This window comes from Pseudomonas lini (assembly GCF_030812475.1).
GTDB classification, from domain to species: domain Bacteria; phylum Pseudomonadota; class Gammaproteobacteria; order Pseudomonadales; family Pseudomonadaceae; genus Aquipseudomonas; species Aquipseudomonas lini_A.
Genome location: NZ_JAUSSR010000002.1, coordinates 479,058 through 505,708, shown reverse-complemented (window position 1 = coordinate 505,708; position 26,651 = coordinate 479,058). Strand labels below are relative to the sequence as shown.

Below are 26,651 nucleotides of genomic sequence, written 5' to 3'. Positions count from 1 at the left end.
AGCAGCCCGGGCTTAATGCCCAGGCTGCTTTTTTTTTATTTCGCTTACGGCAATGGCTCAAGTATCAGGAAAAGTTTTTCAGCCAAGGACAATTCGATTTCCGCTTTTTCCATATTGACCAGCGCGCGGTTGTCCTTGCGGGCCCGTTCGATCAGTTCTTTGCGGGTAAATTTGCGCTCCTCTTTCGTCTTTAAATGAGCGAATTCAGGAGGGGATTTTGGTGAGCCGGCGGCCTTATAATGGAAGTGTGCATACCATAAGACGTTTTCCTCGCCCTTTTTCCCTTCTTTTATTTTGTTTTTGTCGCGCACGGCATACTCGGTGAGGTAGTCACCCGCCTTCAAAGGGATGCGACTGCGGACCAGGTTGATATCGACAAAGCCGTGATCCCACAGATATTCGACATTGGAATCTTGGGGGCGCTGTAGCTTGTATCCCTCGCCGCAAAGCTGGTAGGCCAGTTGTTTCACGGCCTTCGCCTCGTCACGATAAGTGCTCTCCAGTTTGGCGGCGTTTGTATCCGCGGCATGGTTGCCTTTGATTTCGTCGGCCAGAGCTTCGAGTTTTTCCGCATGCTGGGTCAGCATGACATCCCAATCTCGCGGATCGACGCCTTCGCGTCGGCTGGGATCTTGAAGTTTTTTTTGTTGAAAGCGAATACTGCGTTCAATTTCCGCGCGCTTGCCCATGACCGTCTCCGCTTCCGTTTTGATGCTCTTCAATGAGCGAACCGCAGGTGCGGGAGCCGGCTCGGGCGGGCGCGCAGTCACCACCTCTTGCCAAAACCCTTCGCTGGCGTGTTCCAGGTAAGTGGCGACAGTCTCACCGGTGATAGGGTCTTTGATGTCGACAAAACTGCCCGGATCCCCAGGTTCGCGTGGGCGCAAGTCGCCCACCCGGCTACCCTTGTTGCGGGTCTTGATGACTTTTCTGGTGGCGGGTTTCACATGGGTGGGTCTGTCTGGTGCTGGCGTCGGGGCAAAGCCCCGGTCACTGAGGATCAAGTCTGCCAGTTGTGTTTCGAGGCTGGTACGGGCCTCTCTCAGGTGCTCCAGAAACGGTGTTCGAAATTCGTCACGCACCCAACCGGAATTCATTTCGGTTAATGAATTGATGGCGTTCTGCATACGCTCGTAGTGCTCCAGAGCATCCTTGAAGACGGCCATCTGCTCGGTCGTTGAGTAACCTGAGCTGGAGCGCATTTCCATTTGCCCAATGATGCTTTGATGCACTTCTCTGTTGGAGATCTGATTAACGAAGTATCGCTCTGACGGCTCTTGAGAAACACAGGCGTGATCCAGCGCCAGTACGATAAGCAAGAGCAATTCGTTCTGTTTCACGGTTTCGGCGGTTATATATTTGGCGGAAGGCGCACTGTCCAATAGCTTTTTACGCAGGATGTGGTCTGCCCCATGAAGGATTCTTTCTATTTCTTGCGCGGGCTCGGTTTTCCTTGTTTCTATCTCATAGCGAGTCTTTGTCTGGTTGATGACCTCCACATAGGCGGTTGCGATGCCTGCATTCAACTGATCATTAGCATGGGCCTGGAGCTCAGCGGAGCTTTCGCCACGCTCGGACTGACTCACGTAGCGGCCTTCATCTTGTAGAAAGAGATAGATCTGTTCCCAATATTTGAAGGGGAGCAGGACTCTTTCATCGCGATGCTGGCGGTATACGGCGTTTGTCCTGTCGGCCTCCATCAGCTCGGTTTGTTTGTCGATGAGCCTGCGCGACAAAGGCCACTCGGCCCGGAATGCTCTATTGAAGTTATCGAATGCGATGTCCCATTGCACCTTGGACCGCGCCGTAATCGACCGTTGCTGCTCATGGCGTGCCGTGATCGTTTCTCTGAGTGCCTCAATCGCATTGCCCCGCAATACGAAAAGCTGCCTCAAGTTTTTGTGCTGTTCGTCCATGATTGTGCCGGCAGTATCCAGTGCCATCCAGGCGCTTTCAGTGGCCGCGGACAGAGGGACGACCTCTGATATGAGCCTGCCGATTTCTGCACGTAGCGCATTGATGCGATCCACGTGCTTGTCGTGCCAAGCCTGGAACCTCTCCTTTTCCATGCCGCCCGCCAACTTTGCGCCGCGATCCAGTCGCCAGTGCCCCTGGCCGTCGCTGGCAAGCTTGAAGCCGGGATGGTCAGGGTGTTTTGGATCGACCAGATAGACCTCGGCGAAGCCGGGCACAACGCTGACCTGGAACAGCAGCCCGCCGACGCTGGCATGCCAGAGGTCGCCGATCCGGTACAGTCCCTTCAGGGCACCGCTGGTCTCTGGAGGCGGCAGGGTGTCGGGCCACGGCACATTGACGGCGAGCAAGGCGTCGAGCAATTTCGCGCCAGCCTTCGCGCTGGCGATGGAGCGGCTGAAGTCCAATGCCGTGTGCCCGGTGGCTGGCGGTTCGCCAGGTAACGCAACCGGACCATGACGTATCACCGGCGGATTTTGCGGATGGGGCAAGCCTGCCGGACGGCGCCAGGAGGCCAGCTGCAGCACGTTGTCCAGCGGGGCTTGTTCGTGCAGCGGCTGGCGGGTTCTGTTCGAAGGCGCGGCCACGTGCAGTAACACCATCGCGGTATTAAGCAACAGGTCGATCAACGCCAGTTCCCGGGTGGTCGGGTCATCGCTGTCCAGGCCTGTCACATCCTGTTCCAGACTGCTGACCAATACCACAAGCCAGCCGGCCAGCATGGCCGGTCCCTGGACCAACGGCAGCACCAGGGTATTGAACAGCAGCCACGCACCTTCCAGCACAATGGCCCAGCGGCTTTCGCTGTTGGACACCGACTCGCGATCAGCCAGGTCGACCAGCGCCCGTGCGGTACTGCCGAACAAATCGTGGAGCAGCTGGCCGTTGACCAGCGACTGCAACCATTCTGTGGCCCCCTCATCGCCTGCCAGGGTCGCGGGCGCGGGTTTTTCATACGGTCCGAACTCATCCCCGAGCGTGAAGCGAACGATGTGCGGTTCTTTGATTCCGCCGTGGTCAAAAATGGGACGAGCCTTGTCTGTGAGCCAGGTCAGCACGCTGTTCTGCAGGTCGCCCGGTGCGGCAATGGCGTCCAGCAAGGCCTGGCGGGTCGGGAATTCGTACAGGCAGTCAGCATACAGCGGTCGATAGAGCAGGTGCGGGCCGACGTTGGTGTCACGGGGTTCGATAATAAAAATGTTGTTTACGGTATCGGGTGTGGCACCGGATTTTCTGCACAGGGCCAGTGGCCGCATAACGATCTCCTGGCCGTCGACGGTTCTGTCCGCAACCGTTTCACCCAGCAGGGCCTTCACATGATGGTAGCCCTTGGCAGAGACCCCGTTCTGGTGTCTGATCTTGTATTCCAGCGCCTGCATCGGCAACCGCACCTTGAGTTCGCGAGCGAACAATGTCTCCCGTTGCCGGGCGTCGGCCGTATCGGACAGCAACAGGTCCTTGATTTTCTGCGGGTAGGTGGTGCCGATGTCGACTCGCTGGATCAATCCCCGGCGGCCCACCAGATAATCCTCATCGAGCCACTGCGGAAGCGACTGGCCGCTTTTGGAAGAGAGGCTCAGCGTGCCCTTGGGTTTGCCGGCGAGATTTTTCGGGGCCAGCTCCGTCAGCGACATCCGCACATGGTCGATAACACCCGCACCGCCCGGGTAGCCGGCGGCCACGGAGAAGTCCAATCCCACGTCGTCGGGATCATGATCACCATGATCTGTTTGCATCTGCTTGCGCAACGCTTCGCGGCTGAAGCTGTGGATGTCTTTAATGCCTTCGTTGTATGAACGGCCCTGGTTCTGCTTCAACACTTGGGCCATGTCCTGCAGATGACGGTGGTAGGCAAAACGGTCGCCGGCGTCGGCTTGCTTGAGCCACTCGGGCAGTTGGTTGTTGACCTTTTGGAGGAGGGCGGGGCTGGCCGCGGGGAATTTGGTGAAAAGCAGGGCCGGGTCCGTGAGCTGTTCCAGGCGTTGCTCAAGCGCTCTTTCGCTGGGTCCCTGAAACGTTAATGTCCCCAGGTCTTCGAGTTGCTGATTAAGGATAAGCGCGGCTTGTTGTTCGAACACATCGGCGTCGGGCTCGTTGCGCCGCCAGGTCATGCTGTCGAACTCGAACTGGCGCTGCATCCGCATGCCCCAGGCTTCGCCGAACGCATCGATGGAGTCAAACGCCTCAATACCCCCGGCAACGCTATACAGCAGCACATGTTTGTCGCGTACCAGCAGCAGGTCTGGTGTCAGCAGGGGCACTTCTTTCCCGGAACGGGTGAGCGTGGTCTCAATGAAATACACAAAGGTGGCAGGCGTTGACCCGGACAGTCTTTTGAGTCGCTGCGGCGAACTGGCGATGTGCGACAGCATGTCCCGCTGTGTTTGGGTCAGGTCTGACCGCGACGCTGCTGCGGCAGTCATTTGACCGTGGAGAAACTCCCCGAGCCATTGCCAACGGCTGTTGCCCTGGGCGTCGGCCTCGCTCCAGTAGTCGGCCAGCGCCTGCTGGAAATATATGTGGATCGTAGATGGCAGCGCGTCGATGATTTTGGCGATGACCTGCATATCGATGGTGTAGGGCGGTGTCGAAGTCCTCAGGCGGCTGGGTATTTTTTGAGTCAGGTAGAACGGCAATTCCCGCTGTGGGCTTAGATCCAACAGTTGCGGGTTAAGTACATGCCTGGTAGCGACATTACTCAACAGTTGGAAGGCCCATCCGCCAGATGGATGGGGGCTGGCCAGCTTGACGAGGCGCAAGTCCATTTCCAGGGTTGGATAGTGTTCCAGAATTCGATTGCGCAGAGCATTGAAAACCACTGAGAACAGCGCCGGGCGATTGGCGAAGCGTTCATGTACGGCCTGGGCGGCCAATTGGCTCGGGAGTGTGGATATGGCGAGAGTGTTCGGGTCGGGCATGACGAGATCCTTTTTCCTGTTTCAATCCGGTGCCTGCGTGGCTGCCGGGAGTGCGGACCGATGATCGGTCCGGCAAGGAAATCGCATTTCGTGGTCACAAGTGCGGTATTGGGGTACCGCTACTCTTACAAAGGTTGACCCAGTACCGCGCTCAGGGCGCTGCGCGCATCGTCGAGCTGCACCAGGGTGGCATGCCGCGCACCGAGGGCATCGCGGTTCTCGATGGCGGTAAGGATCGCCTTGTGCCGCGGCAGCGCTAGCTCATGCAGATTCGGTCGTTGGTTGGAGTGCTTCAACGCTTCGGCAATGGCGACCGATAGCATGTTGCACAGGTTCGCCAGCAGATCGTTGTGCGTCGCATCGGCAATCCGGCTGTGGAAGTCCAGGTCCGGTTGCAACAAGGCTTCGGGCGTCGGTGCGGTTTCCATGCGACGGTAGGCTTCACCGATGGCGGCGATGTCTTCGTCCGTGGCGTGTTGCGCCGCAAGGGCGGCGACGGCCGGTTCGATGATGCTGCGCACGCTGGTCAGCAGGTCGAAGAACTCATTTTGCGGACTGCTTTGCATCAACCAGTGCAGCACGTCCGGATCGAGCATGTGCCACTCCTTGCGCTGCTTGACGACGGTGCCGACCCGCGGACGGGAATACACCAGGCCCTTGGCAACCAGCACCCGTGTGGCTTCGCGCAGCACTGGCCGGCTGACGGCGTACTCTTCGCACAACAGGGCTTCGGCGGGCAGTTTGTCGTCCGGTTTGAAGCGTCCCGAGACGATCTGCATGCCCAGTTCCTGGACGATGCGCGAGTGCATGCTTTTGCGGTCGGAGGGTTTGCGGTAATCCATGGGAAACGACGCGATCCTGAGCGATGGGGTGCCGCGCATGATAACAGGCGCGGCGCAAACTTGAGGCTGCGCAGATCGACTGTAGGAGCCGGCTTGCTGGCGATGGTGTGTCAGCTAAATTTATGTCGACTGACACTCCATCGCCAGCAAGCCGGCTCCTACAGGGGGCGAGGCGATTTAGTGAGAGTGGCGGGGCACTTCGGAACCGCGGCAACCGACCAGGAAGTCGAAGTCGCAACCCTGATCCGCCTGCAGCACATGGTCGATGTACAGCTGGCGATAGCCGCCTACGATCAATTGCTGCGGCGGTTGCAGATCGGCCATGCGCGCTGCCAGCTCGGCGTCCGGAATGTCCAGGTGCAGCCGGCCGTTGGCGCAATCGAGCTCGATCCAGTCACCTTCCTTCACCGTCGCCAAAGGTCCGCCGGCCGCCGCTTCCGGGGCCACGTGCAACACCACCGTGCCGTACGCGGTACCACTCATGCGCGCATCGGAAATTCGCACCATGTCCGTCACGCCCTGGGCCAGCAACTTGGCCGGCAAGCCCATGTTGCCGACTTCGGCCATGCCCGGATAACCCTTGGGCCCGCAGTTTTTCATTACCAGGATCGAGTTGGCATCGACGTCCAGCTCCGGATCGTTGATCCGCGCCTTGTACATGTCGAAGTTCTCGAACACCACCGCCCGACCGCGGTGCTGCATCAGCTCGGCGCTGGCGGCGGACGGCTTGAGCACCGCCCCCAGTGGCGCCAGGTTGCCGCGCAACACGCAGATGCCGCCGTCGGCGCGGATCGGATTGTCGAGGGTGCGGATCACTTCGTCCTGGCCATAGATCGGCGCGTCCTTGGTGTTCTCGCCAATCGACTTGCCGTTGACGGTCAAGGCGTTCGGGTTTGGGATCAGATTGGCTTCGCCGAGGCGGCGCAGCACCGCAGGCAAGCCGCCGGCGTAGTAGAACTCCTCCATCAGGAAACGACCGGACGGTTGCAGGTCGACAATAGTCGGCATGCCGCGACCGATGCGGGTCCAGTCGTCAAGGTCCAGTTCCACGCCGATGCGCCCGGCGATAGCTTTTAGGTGGATCACCGCGTTGGTCGAACCACCGATAGCGGCGTTGACGCGGATGGCGTTTTCAAAAGCTTCTTTAGTGAGGATTTTCGACAGACGCAAATCTTCGCGCACCATTTCCACCGCGCGCATGCCGGACATGTGCGCCAACACATAGCGCCGCGCATCGACGGCTGGAATGGCCGCATTGTGGGGCAGGGAAGTGCCGAGCGCTTCGGCCATGCAAGCCATGGTCGAGGCGGTGCCCATGGTGTTGCACGTGCCCGCCGAGCGGGACATGCCGCCCTCGGCGGCGAGGAAATCGTCAATGGTGATGGTGCCGGCTTTCACTTGCTCGCTGAGCTGCCACACCACGGTGCCCGAACCGATGTCCTGGCCCTTGTGTTTGCCGTTGAGCATCGGCCCGCCGGTGACGACGATCGCCGGCACGTCGCAACTGGCCGCGCCCATCAGCAGCGCCGGGGTGGTTTTGTCGCAACCGGTCAGCAACACCACGCCATCGATCGGGTTACCGCGAATCGCTTCCTCGACATCCATGCTCGCCAGGTTGCGGGTGAGCATGGCGGTGGGGCGCAGGTTCGATTCACCATTGGAGAACACCGGAAACTCCACTGGAAAGCCGCCTGCCTCGATCACCCCGCGCTTGACGTGCTCCGCGATCTGGCGGAAGTGCGCGTTGCAGGGGGTCAGTTCCGACCAGGTGTTGCAGATGCCGATGATCGGCTTGCCGTGGAACTGGTGGTCGGCGATGCCCTGATTCTTCATCCAGCTGCGATACATGAAGCCGTTCTTGTCGGCGGTGCCAAACCATTGGGCGGAGCGCAGGGTGGGTTGCTTATCAGACATGATCGATTCTCTTATTGTATGACTATATTGTTCGAGCTGACGCTTAACATAAGCGCAAATTGCTCTGTTTGGAAGTGTTGTTGATCAAATAGTATTACTATATAGTCACTTTCAACGGAGGGATGGCCCTGGCGGTTTTCCGCGAGAGGCGTCCCCCGAGGTTCTATAACAACAACAATCGGAGACCGATCTCATGAGCCAGGAACTGCGGCTTATTCGTCGCATCACACTCAAACTGATTCCCTTCCTGATCCTGCTGTACCTGATCGCCTATGTGGATCGCTCCGCCGTGGGCTTCGCCAAGCTGCACATGGGGGCCGATATCGGCATCGGTGACGCCGCCTATGGTCTGGGTGCCGGGCTGTTTTTCATTGGTTACTTCCTGCTGGAAATCCCCAGCAACCTGATGCTCGAACGTTTCGGCGCACGGCGCTGGTTTGCGCGAATCATGCTCACCTGGGGCGCGATCACCATCGGCATGGCCTTCGTCCAGGGGCCGCACAGCTTCTATGTGATGCGCTTCCTGCTTGGCGCTGCCGAAGCCGGGTTTTTCCCGGGCGTTCTCTACTACATCACCCAGTGGTTCCCGGTCCGCCATCGCGGCAAGATCCTCGGGTTGTTCATCCTGTCCCAACCCATCGCCATGCTGATCACCGGCCCGGTATCCGGCGGCCTGCTCGGTATGGACGGCTTCCTGGGGCTGCACGGCTGGCAGTGGCTGTTCATCGTCATCGGCACGCCGGCGATCCTGTTGACCTGGCCGGTATTGCGCTGGCTGCCCGATGGGCCCAGGCAAGTGAAATGGATGGATCAGGCCGAGAAGGACTGGCTGGCTGGCGAGCTGAAAAAGGACCTTGAGGAGTACGGCCAGACCCGCCACGGCAATCCGCTGCATGCCCTGAAGGACAAGCGGGTGTTGCTGCTGGCACTGTTTTACCTGCCGGTGACCCTGAGCATCTATGGCCTGGGGTTGTGGCTGCCGACCTTGATCAAGCAATTCGGCGGGACCGATCTGGTGACCGGTTTCGTGTCGTCGGTGCCCTACATTTTCGGGATCGTCGGTTTGCTGATCATTCCACGCAGTTCCGATCGCTTGAATGATCGTTACGGTCACCTGGCCGTGCTTTACGTGTTGGGCGCCATCGGTCTGTTCTTCAGCGCCTGGCTGACGGTGCCGGTGCTGCAATTGGCCGCGTTGTGCCTGGTGGCATTCGCGTTGTTTTCCTGCACGGCGGTGTTCTGGACCTTGCCAGGCCGTTTCTTTGCCGGGGCCAGTGCGGCGGCGGGTATCGCCTTGATCAACTCGGTGGGCAACCTGGGTGGCTACATCGGGCCGTTCGTGATTGGCGCGCTGAAGGAGTACACCGGCAATCTGGCTTCGGGGCTGTACTTCCTGTCCGGTGTGATGGTGTTCGGGCTGATCCTGACCGGCGTGGTGTATCGCGTGCTGGAGCGCAAGCATGTGCTGCCGGCGGATCAGTTTGCGGCAAGTGCCCGGGGGGCGAGCCGCACCTGACACGGACCTGATACGGGACCTGATACGGGACCTGATACGGGACCTGATACGGGACATGACACGGACCTGATACGGGACCTGATACGGACCTGATACGTACCTGTAGGAGCTGGCTTGCCAGCGAAAGCGGTGTGTCAGTAGACACTGATCTTGGATGTGCCGCCGTTTTCGCTGGCAAGCCAGCTCCTACAGGGAGTGCGTTGTATTGAAGTTTTGTTTACAGGAGAGAAACCATGCGTTTGGTTCAGTTCGAATTGAGTAATGGCGAGCGCCGCGTCGGTGTAGTCGAGGACGATCGGGTGCGCGAAGTGCAAGACGCGCGCACGGTTCGCGACCTGGCTTTGGCCGCGATCGAGGCCGGCGTCAGTCTTGAGCAACAGGTGAATACCCTGGGCCTGGGCGTCGACCACGACTACGCCGAGCTGCTGGCCACGCTGCGTATCCTGCCGCCGCTGGACCATCCGGATCCGGCGCACATGCTGGTCAGCGGTACCGGCCTGACCCATCTGGGCAGTGCCTCGGCGCGGGACAAGATGCATCAGCAGGCAGGCGACGAAGCCGCAATGACCGACACCATGCGTATCTTCAAGTGGGGCGTGGAAGGCGGTAAACCAGCGGCGGGGCAGGCCGGAGTGCAACCGGAATGGTTCTACAAGGGCGATGGCAGCATTGTCGTGCGTCCGGGCCAACCGTTCCCGCTGCCACCCTTTGCCGAAGATGCCGGTGAAGAACCCGAACTCAGTGGCCTGTACGTCATCGGCCAGGACGGCAAACCCTGGCGCCTGGGTTTTGCCGTCGGCAACGAGTTCTCCGATCACGTGATGGAGCGCAAGAACTACCTGTACCTGGCCCACTCGAAATTGCGCAGTTGCAGTTATGGTCCGGAACTTCGGGTCGGTGAGCTGCCCCAACACCTGGCGGGCACCAGCCGCATCCTGCGCGACGGCGAGGTGCTGTGGCAGAACGAGTTTCTCAGCGGCGAAGCCAACATGTGCCATAGCCTGGAGAACCTCGAGTACCACCATTTCAAATACAGCCAGTTCCTGCGTCCGGGGGATGTGCACATCCACTTCTTCGGCACCGCCACCTTGTCTTTCGCCGACAGCATTCGCACCCGCCCGGGTGACGTGTTCGAGATCAGCCAGGCCGAGTTCGGAGCGCCGTTGATCAACGGCATCAAACCCGTCGAAGCGGCATTCGAACCCGGCGCCGTCGGTACACTTTGAGGAGATTTACATGACCCGAATTCTTGGCCACAACTACATCGGCGGACAGCGTCGTGCTGGCGGCACTGTCATCGTTAAAAGCGTCGATGCCAACACCGGCGAAAACTTGCCCCACGATTTTTATCAGGCCACCCCGGAAGAGGTCGATGCCGCCGCCAAGTCTGCCGCCGCCGCCTTCCCGGTGTATCGCAGCTTGAGTGCCGAGCATCGTGCGCAGTTTCTTGATGCGGTGGCCGATGAACTCGATGCCCTGGGTGATGAGTTCGTTGCGGTTGTCTGCCGCGAAACTGCGTTGCCAGCTGCACGGATTCAGGGCGAGCGCGGTCGTACCAGCGGCCAGATGCGTCTGTTCGCCAAGGTGCTGCGTCGCGGTGATTTCCACGGTGCCCGCATCGATCAGGCCTTGCCGGAACGCAAGCCGTTGCCGCGTCCCGACCTGCGCCAGTACCGCATCGGTCTCGGACCGGTGGCGGTGTTTGGCGCGAGCAATTTCCCCTTGGCCTTTTCCACTGCCGGTGGTGACACCGCTGCGGCATTGGCTGCCGGCTGCCCGGTGGTGTTCAAGGCCCACAGCGGGCACATGGCCACGGCTGAATGGGTCGCCGATGCCATCCTGCGCGCCGCGGAAAAAACCGCGATGCCGGCTGGCGTGTTCAACATGATCTACGGCGGCGGGGTCGGCGAAGCGCTGGTCAAACATCCGGCGATCCAGGCGGTGGGTTTCACCGGCTCGCTCAAGGGCGGCCGGGCGTTGTGCGACATGGCCGCCGCACGTGCGCAGCCGATTCCGGTGTTCGCCGAAATGTCGAGCATCAACCCGGTGATCGTGCTGCCCCAGGCCCTGGCGACACGCGCTGAAAGCGTGGCCAGTGACCTGACCGCTTCGGTGGTGCAGGGGTGTGGCCAGTTCTGTACCAATCCGGGCCTGGTGATCGGTATTCGTTCGTCGCAGTTCAGCGCCTTCGTGCAGCAAGTGGCGGGGTTGATGGACGATCAGCCGGCGCAGACCATGCTCAACGCCGGCACCTTGAGCAGCTATGGCAAGGGCCTGCAAAAACTCCTCGCGCATCCGCGCATCGAACACCTGGCCGGCAGCCCGCAACAGGGCAATCAGGCCCAGCCGCAGCTGTTCAAGGCGGATGTCAGCTTGTTGCTCGATGGCGATGAAGTGCTCCAGGAAGAAGTGTTCGGCCCGACCACAGTGTTCGTCGAAGTCGCGGACCAGGCACAGCTGGGTGCTGCGTTGAACGGTCTGCACGGCCAATTGACGGCGACCATCATTGGCGAGCCGGCGGACTTCGAGCAGTTCGGCGAATTGACGGCATTGCTGGAACAGAAGGTCGGGCGGATCCTGCTCAACGGATACCCGACCGGTGTGGAAGTCTGCGATTCGATGGTCCATGGCGGACCGTATCCGGCGACATCGGATGCGCGCGGGACATCGGTGGGCACCTTGGCGATCGATCGCTTCCTGCGGCCGGTGTGTTTCCAGAACTACCCGGACAGCTTGCTGCCCGAAGCCTTGAAGAATGGCAATCCACTGGGTATCCAGCGCCTGGTGGACGGCCAACCAACCCGCAACGCCCGCTAACGGCCAAGCACGATCCCTCTGTAGGAGCTGGCTCGCCAGCGAAGGCAATTTTTCATTCAACATCTTCATTGATTGATCCACCGCTTTCGCTGGCAAGCCAGCTCAGGGTTCGGTGTCATGATCGGGATTGTAGGGTGCACAACAGGGGCGGTGTTGGTCGTGGGTTTTGTGGCCGGCACTGAGCCGCCCCCACATTGAGCTATCATTGCGTCTTTCCCATTTCAAAGATCGACTGCCATGACTGCCGTAACCGATACCTTGCTCAACGCCCTCGAACACTGCGACATGCTGGAAATCGACGGGCTGCACGCCTTCGATTTCTCCCTCGATGAGGACGACAACCTGCACATCGAATGCATGGACGGCAGGGCGCTCAAGCGCTGGGAGTTCAGCGAGGCGCAGATCGCGGCGGCAACGTTCGACCCAGATTTGAAGAGCTGGATCATCACCGGTGATTCCGGCGAGCACCGGCTGGTGCCCATGGAAGCGTTCGGCGGTGGTGACGACGAGGACGAAACGAATGAGGATGCGTAATCTCTGGCCGCTGTTGATCGCCGGCAGTGTTGGCGCGATGGGCGTGCAGACGGCGACGGCTGAGGATTATCAGCTGTTGGTCGGTTCTTACACCGCCGGCCCGAGCCAAGGCATTTATCGCCTGAAATTCGACAGTTCAACCGGGCAGATCGACGCCAGCCCCTTGCAAGTGGTCAACAGCGAAAACCCGTCCTGGCTGACCCTGTCCAGGGATCAGCGCCGGTTGTTCGTAGTCAACGAAAACGGCCCGGGGCAGGCTGATCCGGTGGGGCGCGTCAGCAGTTATGCGATCGATCCCAAGACCCATGAGCTGAGCCTGATCAATCAGGTGCAGAGCCTCGGCAACGAGCCGACCCATTCGAGCCTCAGCGCAGAGGGCAGTCACCTGTTTGTCAGCAACTACTCGCTGGTCGAAGATCCCGGCGGCACTCTGGCGGTATTGCCGGTGGGGGCCGACGGCAAGCTCCAGCCCGTGGTGCAAATGAGCAGTCATCCTTCCAGCCGGGTCAATCCCGAACGGCAGTTGTCGGCCCATGTGCATTCGACGGTGTCAGCCCCGGACGGGCGCCATGTATTTTCCAATGACCTGGGGGCAGATCGGATTTTTGTCTATCGCTTCGATCCCAAGGCCAATCCGGACCTTCCGTTGATCGCGGCCAAACCAGCCTGGATCCAGCTGCCACCCGGCAGCGGACCCCGACACCTGCTGTTCAGCGCGGATGGCAAGCACGCGTGGCTGACCATGGAAATGAGTGCTCAGGTGGCGGTGTTCGACTACCGCGACGGCCAGCTGGAACAGACGCAAATGATCGACCTGGCGGCGGGCCAACCAATGTCGGACAAGGCCGCAGCGGCGCTGCATGCCTCGGCCGATGGCAAGTTCCTCTACGTCAGCAACCGAGGCACCGCCAATCAGGTGCTGGTGTTCGCCATCGACCCTGCGACGGGCCACCTCAGGGAGCTGCAGCGCCGCTCCGTGGAAGGTGATCATCCGCGCGAGTTCAGCCTCGATCCCAGTGGCAGGTTCCTGTTGATCGCCAACCAGAAGAGCAACCAGATTGTGGTCGTCGAGCGCGATGCCAAGACCGGCTTGCTGGGCAAAACCGTGCAGAAACTGCCGATGGATGCGCCGAGCGACCTCAAGTTCCTGGTGCGTCAATAGGCCGCAGGCCCCGGTTGATGGGGCCTGCACTCTTCTATTAATGACGCTGATATCTGCTAATGCTACAAAAGATTTCAAGGCGCCAGCCTCGACGGTTAAGTTTGCTTCACGGCCCCACCGGGCAAGTAAGCCAACTGACTTCGAGGACTACCGCCATGAACTTCAATCTCTTCTCTGTGATCGCTGCATCCGCAATCTCAGCCACCGTGGCACTGCCCGCCAGCGCCAACGTTGAAATCAGTGACAAAAAATCCCACGCCCAGAGCTATACCCAGAAATACCTGCAACAAAGCGCCAATTTCTACGCCGCCCTGGATCACAAAAGCCAACACTGAAACATTGACCCTGCACACTTTATGCAGGAGCGAAATCACTTGTAGCTCGACCGTCCAAGTCGAAAGGCCATGAAGTGATGTCGCTCCTGCATAACGCGTTTACGCCGCATCATTGTCCATTTCTCCCTCCCATTCCTTTGCCTGCCCAGCCCTAATGCCAGTCAAGCGAGTGCGGTTCACTGTAGGAGCGAGCTTGCTCCGGGCGGCGTTCCGACGATGGTCGTTAACGATAACGCGTGTTTATTGATTAAACGCGGCGCTCTTGAGTCCATCGCGAGCAAGCTCGCTCCTACAATTTCCTTTCAGCGCTGCACGCGGACGCTTGATAGGTTTTGTCGAAGACCGCGATAGCGGGGCTTAATGATCAACGAAGCTGATGTTTACTATGGATAAGCCTGAGTGGTTGTCACGACTTTTTTGATCGATTCTGTGGGCATCGAAACATGCCTGCGGAGAACATCATGGCCAGCACCATCCTCACTTCTGCCAAACGCGGCGCCTATGTGGCGATCGGTCTCTACCTGGCCATGGTCCTGGTGTTCAGCCTTTCTCCTCAATCGCGTCAAACCTATGAAGCGCCGATTCAAGTCGCTCATCCCGGCATCCAGTTTGAACACCGTGCGCAAAACGCGGCGGCCGATCAGGCTCAGATCGCGGGGATCGCCGGCGCATGAAAGGGTACAGACTTTGGGTCATCGCCTTCCTGGCGTTCATGACCAATGGATCATCCCTGCTGGGCATCGGACAAGCCTCGGCGGGGTCGGTGGCACGGTCCATCGAAGCCAACCACAACCTTGCGCGCAACATCGAGACTGCCACAACCCTGGGACTGCTGGCGGGCAACCCGCCGATCAAGCGCCAGGGCGGATTTTTCGGACCCTTTCACGTGGATTGCTCGGTGATTGAGATGTGCGAGGTGTTGGCCTGAAGATTCCAGACAATCCCAATCCCGTGTAGGAGCGAGCTTGCTCGCGATGGTCGTTAACGATTACGCGTTTATTCTGAATGCACGCGTCGCCTTCCAGACCATCGCGAGCAGGCTCGCTCCTACAGGGTTCGTGTTTGTTTTGCCATCACCGATGTGAACAGGTCCGACTCCAGAAACCACTGCAACCAGGCCTGCAAACGCATGTAGGGCGTTTGCGCGAACCACTCGCGATCGACATGAGCGAATTGCCGCACGAACGGCATCAGCGCCACATCCGCCAGGCTTGGGTGGCTCGCCAGCAAATAATCACGTACCTGCAGCAGCTCATCGAGCCTGCGCAAAAACACTTCACCCTCGGCGCGATAGATCTCCGTCGACTGCTCGGGATAACGCTCGGGGTATTTGTAGCGGTTGAGTTGCAGCTTGAACACCTGATCGTTTTCTTCGATCAGCTCGGCGATGCAACGCTGCCCGACAGGATCATCCTTGAGCAACCAATCCTGCGAATCGTTCTGTGCCAAAGCCCAGCGCATGATGTCCAGGCTTTCATCAATCACCAGACCACCAACGTTCAGCACCGGCACGGTGCCTTTGCTCGACAACGCGAGCATCTCGGCGGGCTTGGCCTTCAGGCTGACCTCGACGATATCCACTGCAACCCCGCTGTAGCGCAAGGCCATGCGCGCCCGCATGGCGTAGGGGCAGCGGCGGAACGAATACAGGGTATTCATTTCACCTCCAGGGTGCTCAGGCCGTTGCCCTGGCGGCGGACCTGAATCTGCACCGGAATGCGCTCGTGCATTTCCTGGACGTGGGAAATCACTGCGACCTTGCGCCCCTGGGCCTGCAAGCCGTCGAGGGCATCCATGGCCAGTTGCAGGGATTCCGGGTCGAGACTGCCGAAGCCTTCATCGATGAACAGCGATTCGATTTTCAGCGTGCTCGAGGCCATCGATGCCAGGCCCAATGCCAGTGCCAGGGATACCAGGAACGTTTCGCCGCCGGACAACGAATGCACCGAACGCAGTTCGTCGCCCATCTCGGTGTCCATCACCAGTAATCCCAGCATGCTGCCACCGCGTTTCAGGCGATAGCGTCGCACCAGCTGCCGCAATTGGACGTTGGCATGATGCACCAGCAGGTCGAGGTTGTAGGCCTGGGCGATCTTGCGGAAGGTGTCACCGGTGGCCGAGCCGATCAGCGCATTCAAGCGCCCCCAGCGTTGGTATTCGGCGTAGGCGTCGGCGATCTGCTGCGCCAGGGCCTGATTGGCGTTCTGTCGACGCTGATCCTCGGCCTGTTCGGCTCGCAATTCGGCGCACTGGTGTTCGCTGGTGGCCGAAAGGGTTTGCAGCTCGGCCAGCGCCACGGTCAGGTGTTCGGCGTCGAGATTATCGTTGTGCTGCGCCTGATGATCGTGCAGTCGCTGATCGCGCTCCTGCAACAGCACCTTGGCCTGCTCGATGGCCTTTTCGCTTTGTTGTAATTGCTGGCGCAGTTCGCTGACCTGCTGGTCGTCCACGCTCAGCAAAGTTTCCAGGCCGCCGTCATCCAGTTCCGGGTGCAAGGCGCGCCAGTCGGCGATTTTGCCGCCCAAATCCCGATCTTCGGCCTCCAGCGCGAGTAGACGTTGCTGCTGTGCCTTGAGTTCTGCGGCCAGTTGCACCAGGCCCGTGCGCACGCTTTGCAGTTGCTGACTGGCGGTTGCTTCAACCGTGCGCGCCTGTTCCACGGCCTGGTCGAGTTGCTGCTGCCACTGCTCGGCGCTCGTGTGTTGATCGAGCAATTGCGCCAGTTTCTGCTGGCAAGTCTGTTGCTGCTCTTTGATGACCGTGAATTGCTGCTGCGCGGTTTCCAGTTGCTGGACGCGGGCCAGCTGGCGATCCTGCTCTTTTTCCAGCGTTTGCTGGCGAAGTTGCTGTTCGCTGAGTTCGTCGCGCTGTTGATCGAGTTGCGTCAGGCGCTCTGCAATTTGTTGGTCGAGCCGCATGAAGGTCGCAGCGGGTTCGTTGCGCAAGGCTTGCAGGGTTTCGGCCGGGAGCAGGGTGCTGAACGCCGTCAGCTCATCGTCCATACGCTGGCGATCACTGTTCAACGCCTGTTGCTGATGACTCAGGAGCTGAGTGGCCTGCTGGCTCGTCGCTTCGGCGCTGCGCAACTGCTGTTGCAGGCGCGCGGCGTCCTGTTGCAGGGTGAGCAGGGCGGATTGGCGCTGTTCGTCCTGGCTGATGCTTTGATTCAACTGACTGTTTTGCTGGGCCAGCCAGGCATCGCGTTTGAGTGCGTCCTGAGCCAGCAACTGGGTTGAGAGCGGATGTACTTCGAGGCTTGGCGCCAGGCTCTGTTGCTGAGCGGCGAGGTGCTCCTGCTGTTGCAGGAATTCCCTTTGCTGGGCGATCAGACCGCCGACTTCCGCGCGCAGGTCGGTGAGTTTTTCCTTGAGCAGATCGACCGCTTTCTGGGCGTTGGCCTGTTCACTTTCATCGTGCCGACCGAGACTCTGCAACAAGACTTCGGGCTGATGGTAAGGATGATCAGGGCTGCCGCATACCGGGCAGGGTTGATCATCCTGCAGCTGCTCGCGCAATTCTTCGACGCTGGCACTGCGGGCCAGACGCTGGCGTTCCAGTAGCTCGCGGGTGACGGTCAGGGTCTGTTCGGCGACCGTCAATTGGTTTTTGGTGTTCACGCCGTCCTGGGTCAGGCGCTCGCGCTCCTGTTGCGCGGTTGACTGGCGCTGTTGCAGCTCGGCGGCACGCTTGTCGAGTTCCTGCTGGCTGGCCCACAGTCGTGTCAGCTCTTCAAATGCCCGCAATTGCTTGCGGTTGTCTTGCAAGAGGTTGCCGAGCAGCTGAATCTGTTCCGCCACGGCTTCCGGCTCGGCGCCGGCTTCTTTGTACAGCACTTCCAGGTGCTGTTTTTGCGCCGTCAGTTCCGCGGCGGCGCGAGTGGCGTTCTGTTCCAGGGTGGCCAGTTCGGCCTGACCCGTATTCAGGCGATTGCCTACCAGCATCAGCTGCTGCAGACGGTCGCGCCAGGCATTCCAGGCCTCGCTCAGCGGTGCCAGATGGCTGCTTTGTTCAAGCTCACCGGCTATTCGCTGCAGACGTGCGGCCACTTGCTGTTGTTGCTCAAGCAAGCCCTGGATCTTTTGCTGCCCTTGAGTGCAGGCCAGTTCGGCCTGTTGCTTAAGGTCTGTACTCTGAGCGGCTTCCCTGTTCAGGCGGGCGAGGGTGCTTTGCTCTTCAAAAGCCTGGCGCAGCAGCGGCGCGCAGGCGCTGTGCTGGCGTTGGGCTTCGATCAGCGCGGTCGTTGCCGCCGCAACGCTGAGTTCGAGTTGCGTCTGACGTTCGCTCAGCTCGGCTTGCTGGCGGGTCGACTGCTCGATCTGCACGGCCAGCGGCGTGAGCTGGGCGGTGAGCTCGGCCTTGCGTGCGAACTGGTGCCGTTGCGGCGCCAAATGTTCCAGCCGACTCAATGTCAGACGTTCTCCAGCCAGACTGTGCCAATGCTGTTCGGCGCCAGCCAGTTGCTCGGTCGCGCTGCGTTGCGCGTCCTGCAACTGGCGCAGGTCCTTAAGCCAGGTGTGTTGCAGCTCAAGCTGTTTGAGTTGCGCCTGTTGCGTCTTGAGTTGTTGTTGCGCCTGATTGAAACGCTCATCCAGCTCCGCCCGGGCTTGCGGCGACAGCGGCGTGACCCCGGTGGCCTGGTCCTGCAGCAATTTGTGGGTTTCGCGGGCTTCCTTGGTTTTGTCGAACGCGCGGCGACCCAGGCGGGTGTAGAGCGCGGTATCGGTGAGTTTTTCCAGGAGCTCGCTGCGTTCGTTGTCGTTCGCCTTGAGGAAGGCACTGAACTCGCTTTGGGCGAGCAAAACCGCCCGGGTGAACTGCTCGAAATTCAGGCCCAGCACCGCTTCGAGCTGGATTTTGAAGTCGACTTTCTGGCTGGCCAGCAGCTGATCCTGATCGATGTCGCGCAAACTTTGGCGACTGGCTTGCAGTTTGCCGCCAGCCTTTTCCCGAGCGCGATTGGCTTCCCAGCGTGCACGGTAACGGCGGCCGTCAATGCCGACGAAATCCACCTCGGCATACCCTTCACCGGTGCCGCGACGCAGCAGGGTGCGCGGATCGCCGGTGCCGATTTCGCCGTCGGCGTCCGGCGCCTTGGCCGACGTCTGCGCACTGCTCAAGCGCGGCACAGCGCCGAACAACGCCAGGCACAAGGCATCGAGCAGGGTGCTTTTACCCGCGCCGGTGGGGCCGGTGATCGCGAACAGGCCGGCGCTGGCCAGCGGTTCAGCGGTGAAGTCGATCTCAAATGGACCGGCCAGCGAGGCGAGGTTCTTCAAGCGGATAGCGAGGATCTTCATGGTTGTTCGCTCTCCATCTGCACGTCCTGCAACAACTCTGCAAAGTCCTTCAGCGTTTGCTCATCGACCTCGCTGCCGTAGCTGTCCTGCCAGGCGCGGCTGAACAGTTCCTGGGGCGTGAGCTGGTCCAGTTCGACCAGCGTCGTGCCGTCATCGACGCCATCACGGCTGCCGTTGCCGGCGTATTCCGCGGCGATGCGCACCAGGCGCACGGCCTTGCCTTGAAGGGCGCTTTCAACTTGATGACGCAGATCGGGTTGCGGCTCATCCAGGCGCACCCGGACTTCCAGCCAGGGCTGACGCTGAATGTCGGCCAGCAGGTCAATATTCGGCAGTTCCGCCAGTTGCAGCAGGATGTCGGCCAAAGGCGCCGGCCCGATGCGCTGCAGATTCACCGCGCGGGGAATCAGCTTCGGTTCGACGCTGACCAGGGTTTCGCCGTCGAGGATGACGTCGAGAATCTGATGCTGATAACCGATCTCGGAAAACGACAGCGGGATCGGCGAACCGCTGTAGCGGATGCGTTCTTCAGCGTTGACCTTCTGCGGCTTGTGCAAATGCCCGAGGGCGACGTAGCTGATGCTCGGCCCGAACAGGCTGGCGGGCAGGGCTTCGGCGTTGCCGATGATCAGGCTGCGCTCGGAGTCTTCCGACACCGAACCGCCGGCCATGTGTGCGTGACTGATGGCGATCAGCGCCTGGCCCGGCTTGCGCTTGGCGTTGGCGGCCTCGATCAGCCATTCGTGAACCTGGCCGATACCGCGCAGGTAGTTGTCGCCCAACTGCGCGCCGGTGACTTCGGCCGGGCGCAGGAACGGCAGCGCCAGGCACCAGGCGACGGTCTTGCCCTTGGCATTCGGTAATGGCAACAGCAGCCGCTCGGCGTCGAGTTGACCGTCGTCCAGCCACAGCACCCGCCCCAGGGCATGGGTGCGCAAACGGCGCATCAACGGCGCGGGCAGCTCGATGCGCGAGCCGGAATCGTGGTTGCCGGCGATCATCACGATGGTCAGCTTGGGCTGCTGCTCGTGGGCGCTGACGATGAAATCGTAGAGGCGTTCCTGGGCTTTGACCGGCGGGTTGACCGTGTCGAATATATCGCCGGCGATCAACAGCACATCGGGCTGGTCCAGCTTGAGCTGGCGCAGCAGCCACTCGAGGAAACAACCGTGCTCGAAATCGCGGTCCTGGCCGTGCAGGTTTTGTCCAAGGTGCCAGTCGGAGGTGTGGAACAGACGCAAGGCGAACTCCGTAGGAAATAAGGTAATGGCCGCGAGGAAAATGATGGCGGCGAAAAGGGAGAGAGTTTAATGGCAAACAGCAAAAAGATCGCAGCCTTCGGCAGCGTCTTCAATAGAATGGCGTACACCCTGTAGGAGCTGGCTTGCCAGCGAAGGCGGCCTCAAGAGCGGCGCAGGATTCAATATCGCTTCGCCGGCAAGCCGGCTCCTACAGGGTTGGCGTTTATTTGGGGTACAGCGGCGGCAACCCACTGTCACCCACCGGGTCATGCACCCGGTCGGCAATGGGGATGGCACGAATCGCCCGCCACAGTTCCTCACCTTGCCAATGCTGGCCGGTTTCGCTGTAGAGCGCGCCGTTCAGCCCGTCGAGGGCGTCGGACAGGGGAACGAAGCGGGCGGCCATGTCGGCCAGGGTTTCCGGTTGCTGCCGGGCCCAGGCGTCCAGGGCCTGGCGCGTGGCGTGAGTGTCATTGGCCTGGCAGGCGCGCTTGAGGTCGTCGAGCACGCTGCGCGGGCTCGGGCCGGTCTGCGCGACACGCAGGACGGCCGGTTGCCAGCGGGCGCGCCACCACAGGCCGAAGCCCAGCACAGTGCTGCAGGCGAGGATCAGGGTGCTGAGTTTCCAGCGCCAGAGGGTTTGGCTATCGACCGCGGAGATGACGGGCGATGTGCCGGCCGGGGCGTCGACCATCAGGTTCGGATTGTTTGACACGTGCAGGGTCTGGGCCGGCAGGCTGCTGTGTTCCAGGTGATCTTCCAAGGTGTTCCACCAGGTCACTTCCACGCCGGGCAACTCGATGGCGCCACTGCGGGTCGGCACCAGGGCCTCGCGGTCTTCGCGACTGCCGATCAGGCCGCGCTCGCTGTTCTGGTTGCCCAGCACCGGTTGATCCGGGTAGCGGCGCAAGCCGTTGACATCGGTGGCGGGCAACGGCGGCAATTGCGAACTGGCCAGGCCCTCGGCTTTGACTATCAGGCTGCGGGTCAGGGAATCGCCCACTTGGGCGTGATCCGGTTGCGGGTTCCAGCTTTCGCTCAGGCTCAGGCTTCGAGCCGGCAGCCAGGGCACATTGACCGGGTAGGCGCTGGGCTTGGCCTTGACCGTGAGCATGATCTCGGAGGAGCTGACGCGCATCAGCTTGCCGGATTTCGGTACCTGGGAGGTGGCGTCCACCAGTGCGGCATTGAAGATCTGCGCCGGAATGATCAATTCACCGCTGTGTTGCGGGTAGATCGCGTAGCGCATTTCGATCACGCCGTGGCGCAGGCCATTGATGTCTTTCTCATAAGTGCGCGATTCGCCCAGTTGCTCGATACGTGCATCGGCGATCTGCAAGGGCGGCAGGCTGCTGTCGTCGTACAGGGATACCGAATGGTAGATCCGCAGGGTCAGGATCGCCTGGGCCTGTACGTACACGCTGTTTTGATCGAGGCTGGCGTCGATGAACACCGGCGCCCGTTGATGGCTGCTGTCCCGGGTGTCGCTCTGGACCACCTGCAGGGTGATCGGCTGGCTCTGCGCCTCACCCAATTGCAGCGACGCAATCTCCACGCTGCCGGTCTGCCGCGGCAGCAAAGTGATGATCCACCGCGTGGTCGCACCGTTGTCGCCGTTAAGCGTATTCAACTGGTTGACCTGGCGGGTGCCGCGCACTTCGAACAGTGGCTCCAGCGGTGTCAGGTCGGGCTTGCCGAATTGAGTCACATCGGTGGTTTCCAGGGTCAGTTCGACCGTCTCGCCGGAGTTCAGGCGACTGCGATCCACACTGGCGACCAGCTCCGCAGCCTGCGCCTGAGCGGTGCAGAGCAACAAGGCGGGCAGCAGGGCGAACCTGGAGAGGGTGAAGCGGGTCATCGAGTTTTTCCCTGATCCTGATGTTGTTGCTGTTCATACCAGAATTTGCGCCTGAGCAATTCGCCCGGGTCATCCGGGATCTTGCGCAGCCATTGCTCCAACGCCTGACGCTGTTCGCCGTCAATGCTGTCAGTGGCCGGGCGCGGGGGCGGCCTGGTGTGTTGTTCATCCCCCAGCTCACTGCCGGGGACGTCGTTGGTACCCGATTTCGGCGGCGTTGCCGGCGGCTTCCCGGCATCCGCCGTGACCTGTTGGGCGTCGGTTTGCGGTTCGCCGTCTGCCGACGGCTGTGTGGCCGCGCCGGGCGGTGGTTCTTGCGGGCTGGTCTGGTTTTCATCACCCGTTTTTTGCTCCGGCTCCACCGGCAGCGGGGCGTTTTTCTGCTTGATCAGGTCTTCCACCAACGCCTTGTTGGCCAGCGCCGGGCGTAAATCCGGCTGATGTTCGAGCGCCTGTTCGTAGGCATCCAGCGCGGCTTCCAGCTCACCGCTCCTGGCCAGGGCGTTGCCACGATTGTAGTGGGCGTGGGCGTCGTTGCCTGCGGCGAACCGCTGAGCGGCGCCGCTGTAGTCGCCAGCCTCATACAGCGCCACGCCCTGCCATTGCGGGTCGGCGAAGTGCTGTGCGGCCTCGGCCGGGCGCTTCTGGTCGAGCAAGCGCATGCCCTGCTGATCGGGCCGCAGCCACAGGTCTTCGAAGTCGAAGGCGTAGCTGGGTTGCGGCAGCAGCAACAGCAGCGGCAGACAGAACAGCCAGCCCCGGCGACCGGCACAGGCCGCCAGCAGCAACAGCGGCAACAATAGCCAGTAACCCTGATCGGCCCAGGTGTCGAGGCGCACGGTCTGGCCGTCATTGATCAGTGTGCGCGGGCTGTCGAACAGGCCCAGCGCACGCAGATCGGCGTCGTCCAGACGCGCATGGCGATAGTGTCCGTCCAGGGCACTGGCAAAGGCCTTGAGGCCGGGTTCGTCCAGATGCGGCACCAGAATCGCGCCCTGATCGTCCTTGAGGAAACTGCCGTCTTCCTGGGTGATCGGCGCTCCTTCGGCGGTGCCGATACCAAGCATCAGGAACTGCGTCGATTTGCCATTCAATGCCTGGAGGATGCCTTGGCGTTCCTGTTCGGTCAGGGTCGAACCGATGAGCAGAATCCGGCCATCGCCGAGGGCGCCCTGATGCAGCAGCGCAAGGGCCTTGGTCACCGCCAGATCGGCGCGATGGCCGGCCTGGGGCATCAGCGACGGCTTGAGCGCTTCCAACAGGTTACGGCTGGTGGACAGGTCATCCGACAGCGGTACCAAGGTGTGAGCGCTGCCGGCGTAGACGACGATGGCGGTCTGGGCATCGCTGCGGCTTTGCAGCAAGTCGAACAGCTTGCGTCGCGCCTGCTCCAGGCGGTTCGGCGCCACGTCGGTGGCGAGCATTTCCGGGGTCAGTTCCAGGATCACCACCAGCGGATCGGCCGGTTTCTGACTGGCTTGCTCGACACGTTCCCAACCCGGTCCCAGCAACGCCAGGAGGGTCAGCAGCCACGCCACGCCCAGGGCGACCCATTGCAGTTTGCTGGAGCGACCGCTGCCTCCACTGAGCAAGGCCGCATGAAAGGCCGGAGGTAAAATCATCTGCCAGCGCCCGGCCCGTTTCTGGCGGTGCCAGAGTTGCCACAGCAGCCAGCCGAGCAGCGGCAACAGCAGCAGCCACCAGGGGCGGAACCAGAAAGGCCAGAGCGCACTCATCGGCGTCTCCGCAGGCGCAGGCGGTTGAGCCGCCGGCGCCAGTCGGGCAGTTGCGATTGCAAGAACAGATCCTTGGTAAACAGGCGCTGCAAGGGGTTGTCCGGCCACAGCTCGCGGATCACCAGCAATAGGCTCAGCAGCAACGCCATTGCCAGCGGCCAGTGATACATGGCCTGGGCCGGACGTGCCTGGGTGGGTTGTTGGGTCACCGGCTCGAGTGTGTCGAGCAGGTCCTTGATCGCCTGCAGCTCCTGGCCATCGCGGGCGCGGAAGTACCGGCCGCCTGTGGCTTCGGCGATGGCTTTCAAGGACGGCTCGTCGAGGTCCAGGCTCGGGTTGATCCCGAGAAAGCCAAGGGTGCCACTGTCCTGCGGATCGGCCCCGATGCCGATGGGGTAGATTTTCACCCCTTCGATGGCCGCCAGCCGCGCCGCCGTCAGCGGGTCGATTTCGCCGCCATTATTGGCGCCGTCGGTGACCAGGATCAGTACGCGACTCTGCGCCGGCTGCATGCGCAGCCGCTTCAGGGCCAGGCCGATGGCATCGCCGATCGCGGTGTTCTTGCCAGCGATACCGATTCGCGCTTCGTCGAGCCAGACCCGTACGGTGCGCCGGTCGAAGGTCAGCGGTGCCTGCAGGTAGGCCTGGCTGCCAAACAGGATCAGTCCGACCCGGTCGCCTTCGCGACGTTCGAGAAAGTCGCCGAGCAGATGCTGGACCAATGTCAGGCGGCTGACCTCATCGTCCTGCCAGCGCATGTCGGGAAAATCCATGGAACCGGATACATCCACGGCCACCAGCAGGTCGCGGCCGCTGGCGGCAATCGGCAGCGGCTCGCCGAGCCATTGCGGGCGCGCCGCGGCGATCAGCAACAACAACCACAGGAGAATGAACGGCGCTTGTTGGCGCCAGGCCGGCAGGTTGGCCCGGGCGCGGCGCCGGGCCAGGCCTTCAAGGTCACTGAGGAAGCTGACCTTGAGCGCCGGCTCGCCACTGTCCGCCACCGGCAGCACCAGGCGCAACAGCCAGGGCAGCGGCAGCAGGGCGAAGATCCACGGCCAGGCGAATTCAAACATGCTTGCGAATCCAGGTATCGACCGCTTGGGTCAGGCCGGCGATGGCCTTGTCGTCGAGTTTGCATTCAGGTTTGTAGGCGCCTTCAACCAGCACCATCCAGCGGGTCAGGCCGGCGGCCGGGCAGCGGTTGTCGAGAAATGCCAGCCATTTGCGCCCGTTCAGGGTATGGCTCTGACTGTACGGATAGTGGTTGCGGCACAGGCGCTTGAGCAACCCGTTGAGTTGCTGCAGCCAGGCGCCGGCCGGTGCGCCGTCATAAGGTTTGGGCATCAGTGCCAGCTCGGCCAGGGCCGCGATGCGTACCGGGTCCAGGGGCTGTTCGGCGCGCACGATGGGGCGCTTATCGGGGAAAAAGCGTCGCAACCGCCACAGCCCGAAACCGACTACAGGCAATAACAGCAGCAATAACCACCAGCCCGGCGCCGGAGGCCAGAATTCGATCGGCGGTGGCGAAATCAGTGGTCGCAGTTGCTCCAGGCTGCTCATCGGCTTTTCCCCGGACGTTCAGGGTTCAAGTATTCGCGCAGTTGCTCGACCATCTCGCTCTGGGTGCTTAACGGCATCAGCAGCACCCGCAGTTTCTGCGCCAGCAGTTCCCAGCGAGCGACGCGTGCCTCGGCCTGGGCGCGGTAAGTCTGGCGCAGGTCGAAATTGAGGGTGTCGAGTTCCAGTTGCGCCCCCCGTTCCGCGAAGCGCAACAGGCCGGCGGCGGGGAGGGCATGATCCAGCGGATCGGACACCGGCAGCAACAACAGGTCGCAGTGGCGCGACAACAGGCTCAGTTGTTGCTCGGCACCCTCGGTCAGGGCGCGTTCGTCGCAGATCACGATCACCAGGCTGCCAGGGCGCAGGACTTCCCGGGCTCGGCGCAGGGCGATATTGAACGCGTCGCGGTCCGGCTCGGTTTCGGTGTGCAGCGACTGATTGACCCGCACCAGGCGATTGAGCAACTGCAGCAGGCTCTGCTTGCTGCGCCGCGGCTTGATCTCGTAATGCTCCTTGTCGCCAAACACCAGGCCGCCGACCCGATCGTTGTGGCCCAGCGCCGCCCAGCCGATCAGGCTCGCGGCCTGGGCGGCGAGTACGGATTTGAACATCAGCCCCGAACCGAAAAACAGCCGGCAGCTTTGCTCTACCATGATGAAAATCGGCCGCTCGCGTTCTTCGTGGAACAGCTTGGTATGCGGCTCTTGAGTACGGGCGGTGACGCGCCAATCGATGCTGCGCACGTCGTCGCCGGCCTGATAGACCCGCACCTGGTCGAAATCCACGCCTCGGCCCCGCAGTTTCGAATGGTGCAGGCCGATCAGCGGGCTGCGCTGGCTCGGCGTGGAGAACAGTTGCACTTCACGCACGCGATGACGCATCTCGATCAGCTCGGCGAGGCTGACGCGGATGCCCGGTTCAGACGGCAGGATAGTGGTCATTGG

19 protein-coding genes are annotated in these 26,651 nt (G+C 61.4%); 8 read left to right on the top strand and 11 right to left on the bottom strand.

Features of this window, described 5'->3' with window-relative positions; all coding sequences use genetic code 11:
- Window positions 1-44: 44 nt before the first annotated feature.
- The 3 genes from J2W17_RS06050 to J2W17_RS06040 all read right to left on the bottom strand — a co-directional run bounded on the left by J2W17_RS06050 (window position 45) and on the right by J2W17_RS06040 (window position 7,648).
- A complete protein-coding gene (locus J2W17_RS06050) occupies window positions 45-4,892 on the bottom strand; it encodes a dermonecrotic toxin domain-containing protein (protein ID WP_307330726.1) in 4,848 nt (1,615 codons plus the stop codon).
- Between the two features lie 125 nt (window positions 4,893-5,017).
- Window positions 5,018-5,734 carry a FadR/GntR family transcriptional regulator gene (locus J2W17_RS06045; RefSeq protein ID WP_307330723.1) on the bottom strand — a complete coding sequence of 239 codons (717 nt, stop codon included), beginning with the start codon at window positions 5,732-5,734 and terminating at the stop codon, window positions 5,018-5,020.
- Window positions 5,735-5,911: 177 nt separating this feature from the next.
- Window positions 5,912-7,648, bottom strand: a complete 1,737-nt coding sequence (locus J2W17_RS06040; RefSeq protein ID WP_154978251.1) for an IlvD/Edd family dehydratase — start codon at window positions 7,646-7,648, stop codon at window positions 5,912-5,914.
- A gap of 193 nt (window positions 7,649-7,841) precedes the next feature.
- Here J2W17_RS06040 and J2W17_RS06035 point away from each other — a divergent pair, with 193 nt between their 5' ends.
- From J2W17_RS06035 to J2W17_RS06000, 8 genes are all read left to right on the top strand, one after another.
- Complete coding sequence (locus tag J2W17_RS06035; RefSeq protein WP_307330717.1) at window positions 7,842-9,164, top strand: MFS transporter; 1,323 nt, start codon at window positions 7,842-7,844, stop codon at window positions 9,162-9,164.
- Window positions 9,165-9,397: 233 nt separating this feature from the next.
- Entirely contained in the window at window positions 9,398-10,390 is a 993-nt protein-coding gene (gene araD1, locus J2W17_RS06030; protein ID WP_307330714.1) for an AraD1 family protein, read from the top strand.
- Between the two features lie 10 nt (window positions 10,391-10,400).
- A complete protein-coding gene (locus J2W17_RS06025) occupies window positions 10,401-11,981 on the top strand; it encodes an aldehyde dehydrogenase (NADP(+)) (protein ID WP_307330711.1) in 1,581 nt (526 codons plus the stop codon).
- A 237-nt stretch (window positions 11,982-12,218) separates the two neighbouring features.
- Window positions 12,219-12,515, top strand: a complete 297-nt coding sequence (locus J2W17_RS06020; protein ID WP_307330708.1) for a DUF5629 family protein — start codon at window positions 12,219-12,221, stop codon at window positions 12,513-12,515.
- Window positions 12,508-13,677, top strand: coding sequence for a lactonase family protein (locus tag J2W17_RS06015; protein ID WP_307330705.1), 1,170 nt, complete (start codon window positions 12,508-12,510; stop codon window positions 13,675-13,677). Before J2W17_RS06020 ends, J2W17_RS06015 begins: the two co-directional genes overlap by 8 nt.
- Before the next feature lie 155 nt (window positions 13,678-13,832).
- Window positions 13,833-14,012 (top strand): hypothetical protein, encoded by a 180-nt coding sequence (locus J2W17_RS06010; protein WP_154978246.1) that lies wholly within the window; start codon window positions 13,833-13,835, stop codon window positions 14,010-14,012.
- 461 nt (window positions 14,013-14,473) lie between these two features.
- Entirely contained in the window at window positions 14,474-14,686 is a 213-nt protein-coding gene (locus tag J2W17_RS06005; protein WP_307330698.1) for a hypothetical protein, read from the top strand.
- A complete protein-coding gene (locus tag J2W17_RS06000) occupies window positions 14,683-14,940 on the top strand; it encodes a hypothetical protein (protein ID WP_307330695.1) in 258 nt (85 codons plus the stop codon). The genes J2W17_RS06005 and J2W17_RS06000 overlap by 4 nt, the downstream gene beginning before the upstream one ends.
- 119 nt (window positions 14,941-15,059) lie before the next feature.
- Here J2W17_RS06000 and J2W17_RS05995 read toward each other — a convergent pair whose 3' ends face one another.
- From J2W17_RS05995 to J2W17_RS05960, 8 genes are all read right to left on the bottom strand, one after another.
- Window positions 15,060-15,671 (bottom strand): glutathione S-transferase, encoded by a 612-nt coding sequence (locus J2W17_RS05995; protein ID WP_307330692.1) that lies wholly within the window; start codon window positions 15,669-15,671, stop codon window positions 15,060-15,062.
- Window positions 15,668-19,309 carry an SbcC/MukB-like Walker B domain-containing protein gene (locus J2W17_RS05990; protein ID WP_307330690.1) on the bottom strand — a complete coding sequence of 1,214 codons (3,642 nt, stop codon included), beginning with the start codon at window positions 19,307-19,309 and terminating at the stop codon, window positions 15,668-15,670. Before J2W17_RS05990 ends, J2W17_RS05995 begins: the two co-directional genes overlap by 4 nt.
- Window positions 19,306-20,550: an exonuclease SbcCD subunit D C-terminal domain-containing protein gene (locus J2W17_RS05985; RefSeq protein ID WP_307330688.1), complete on the bottom strand. Its 1,245-nt coding sequence runs from the start codon at window positions 20,548-20,550 to the stop codon at window positions 19,306-19,308. The genes J2W17_RS05990 and J2W17_RS05985 overlap by 4 nt, the downstream gene beginning before the upstream one ends.
- 223 nt (window positions 20,551-20,773) lie before the next feature.
- Window positions 20,774-22,408 (bottom strand): BatD family protein, encoded by a 1,635-nt coding sequence (locus tag J2W17_RS05980; protein WP_307330685.1) that lies wholly within the window; start codon window positions 22,406-22,408, stop codon window positions 20,774-20,776.
- Window positions 22,405-24,144 carry a tetratricopeptide repeat protein gene (locus J2W17_RS05975; protein ID WP_307330681.1) on the bottom strand — a complete coding sequence of 580 codons (1,740 nt, stop codon included), beginning with the start codon at window positions 24,142-24,144 and terminating at the stop codon, window positions 22,405-22,407. Before J2W17_RS05975 ends, J2W17_RS05980 begins: the two co-directional genes overlap by 4 nt.
- Window positions 24,141-25,220 (bottom strand): vWA domain-containing protein, encoded by a 1,080-nt coding sequence (locus J2W17_RS05970; RefSeq protein WP_307330677.1) that lies wholly within the window; start codon window positions 25,218-25,220, stop codon window positions 24,141-24,143. The genes J2W17_RS05975 and J2W17_RS05970 overlap by 4 nt, the downstream gene beginning before the upstream one ends.
- Window positions 25,213-25,707, bottom strand: a complete 495-nt coding sequence (locus J2W17_RS05965; protein ID WP_307330674.1) for a DUF4381 domain-containing protein — start codon at window positions 25,705-25,707, stop codon at window positions 25,213-25,215. Before J2W17_RS05965 ends, J2W17_RS05970 begins: the two co-directional genes overlap by 8 nt.
- Window positions 25,704-26,648: a DUF58 domain-containing protein gene (locus tag J2W17_RS05960; RefSeq protein ID WP_307330671.1), complete on the bottom strand. Its 945-nt coding sequence runs from the start codon at window positions 26,646-26,648 to the stop codon at window positions 25,704-25,706. The genes J2W17_RS05965 and J2W17_RS05960 overlap by 4 nt, the downstream gene beginning before the upstream one ends.
- Between the last annotated feature and the right edge of the window lie 3 nt (window positions 26,649-26,651).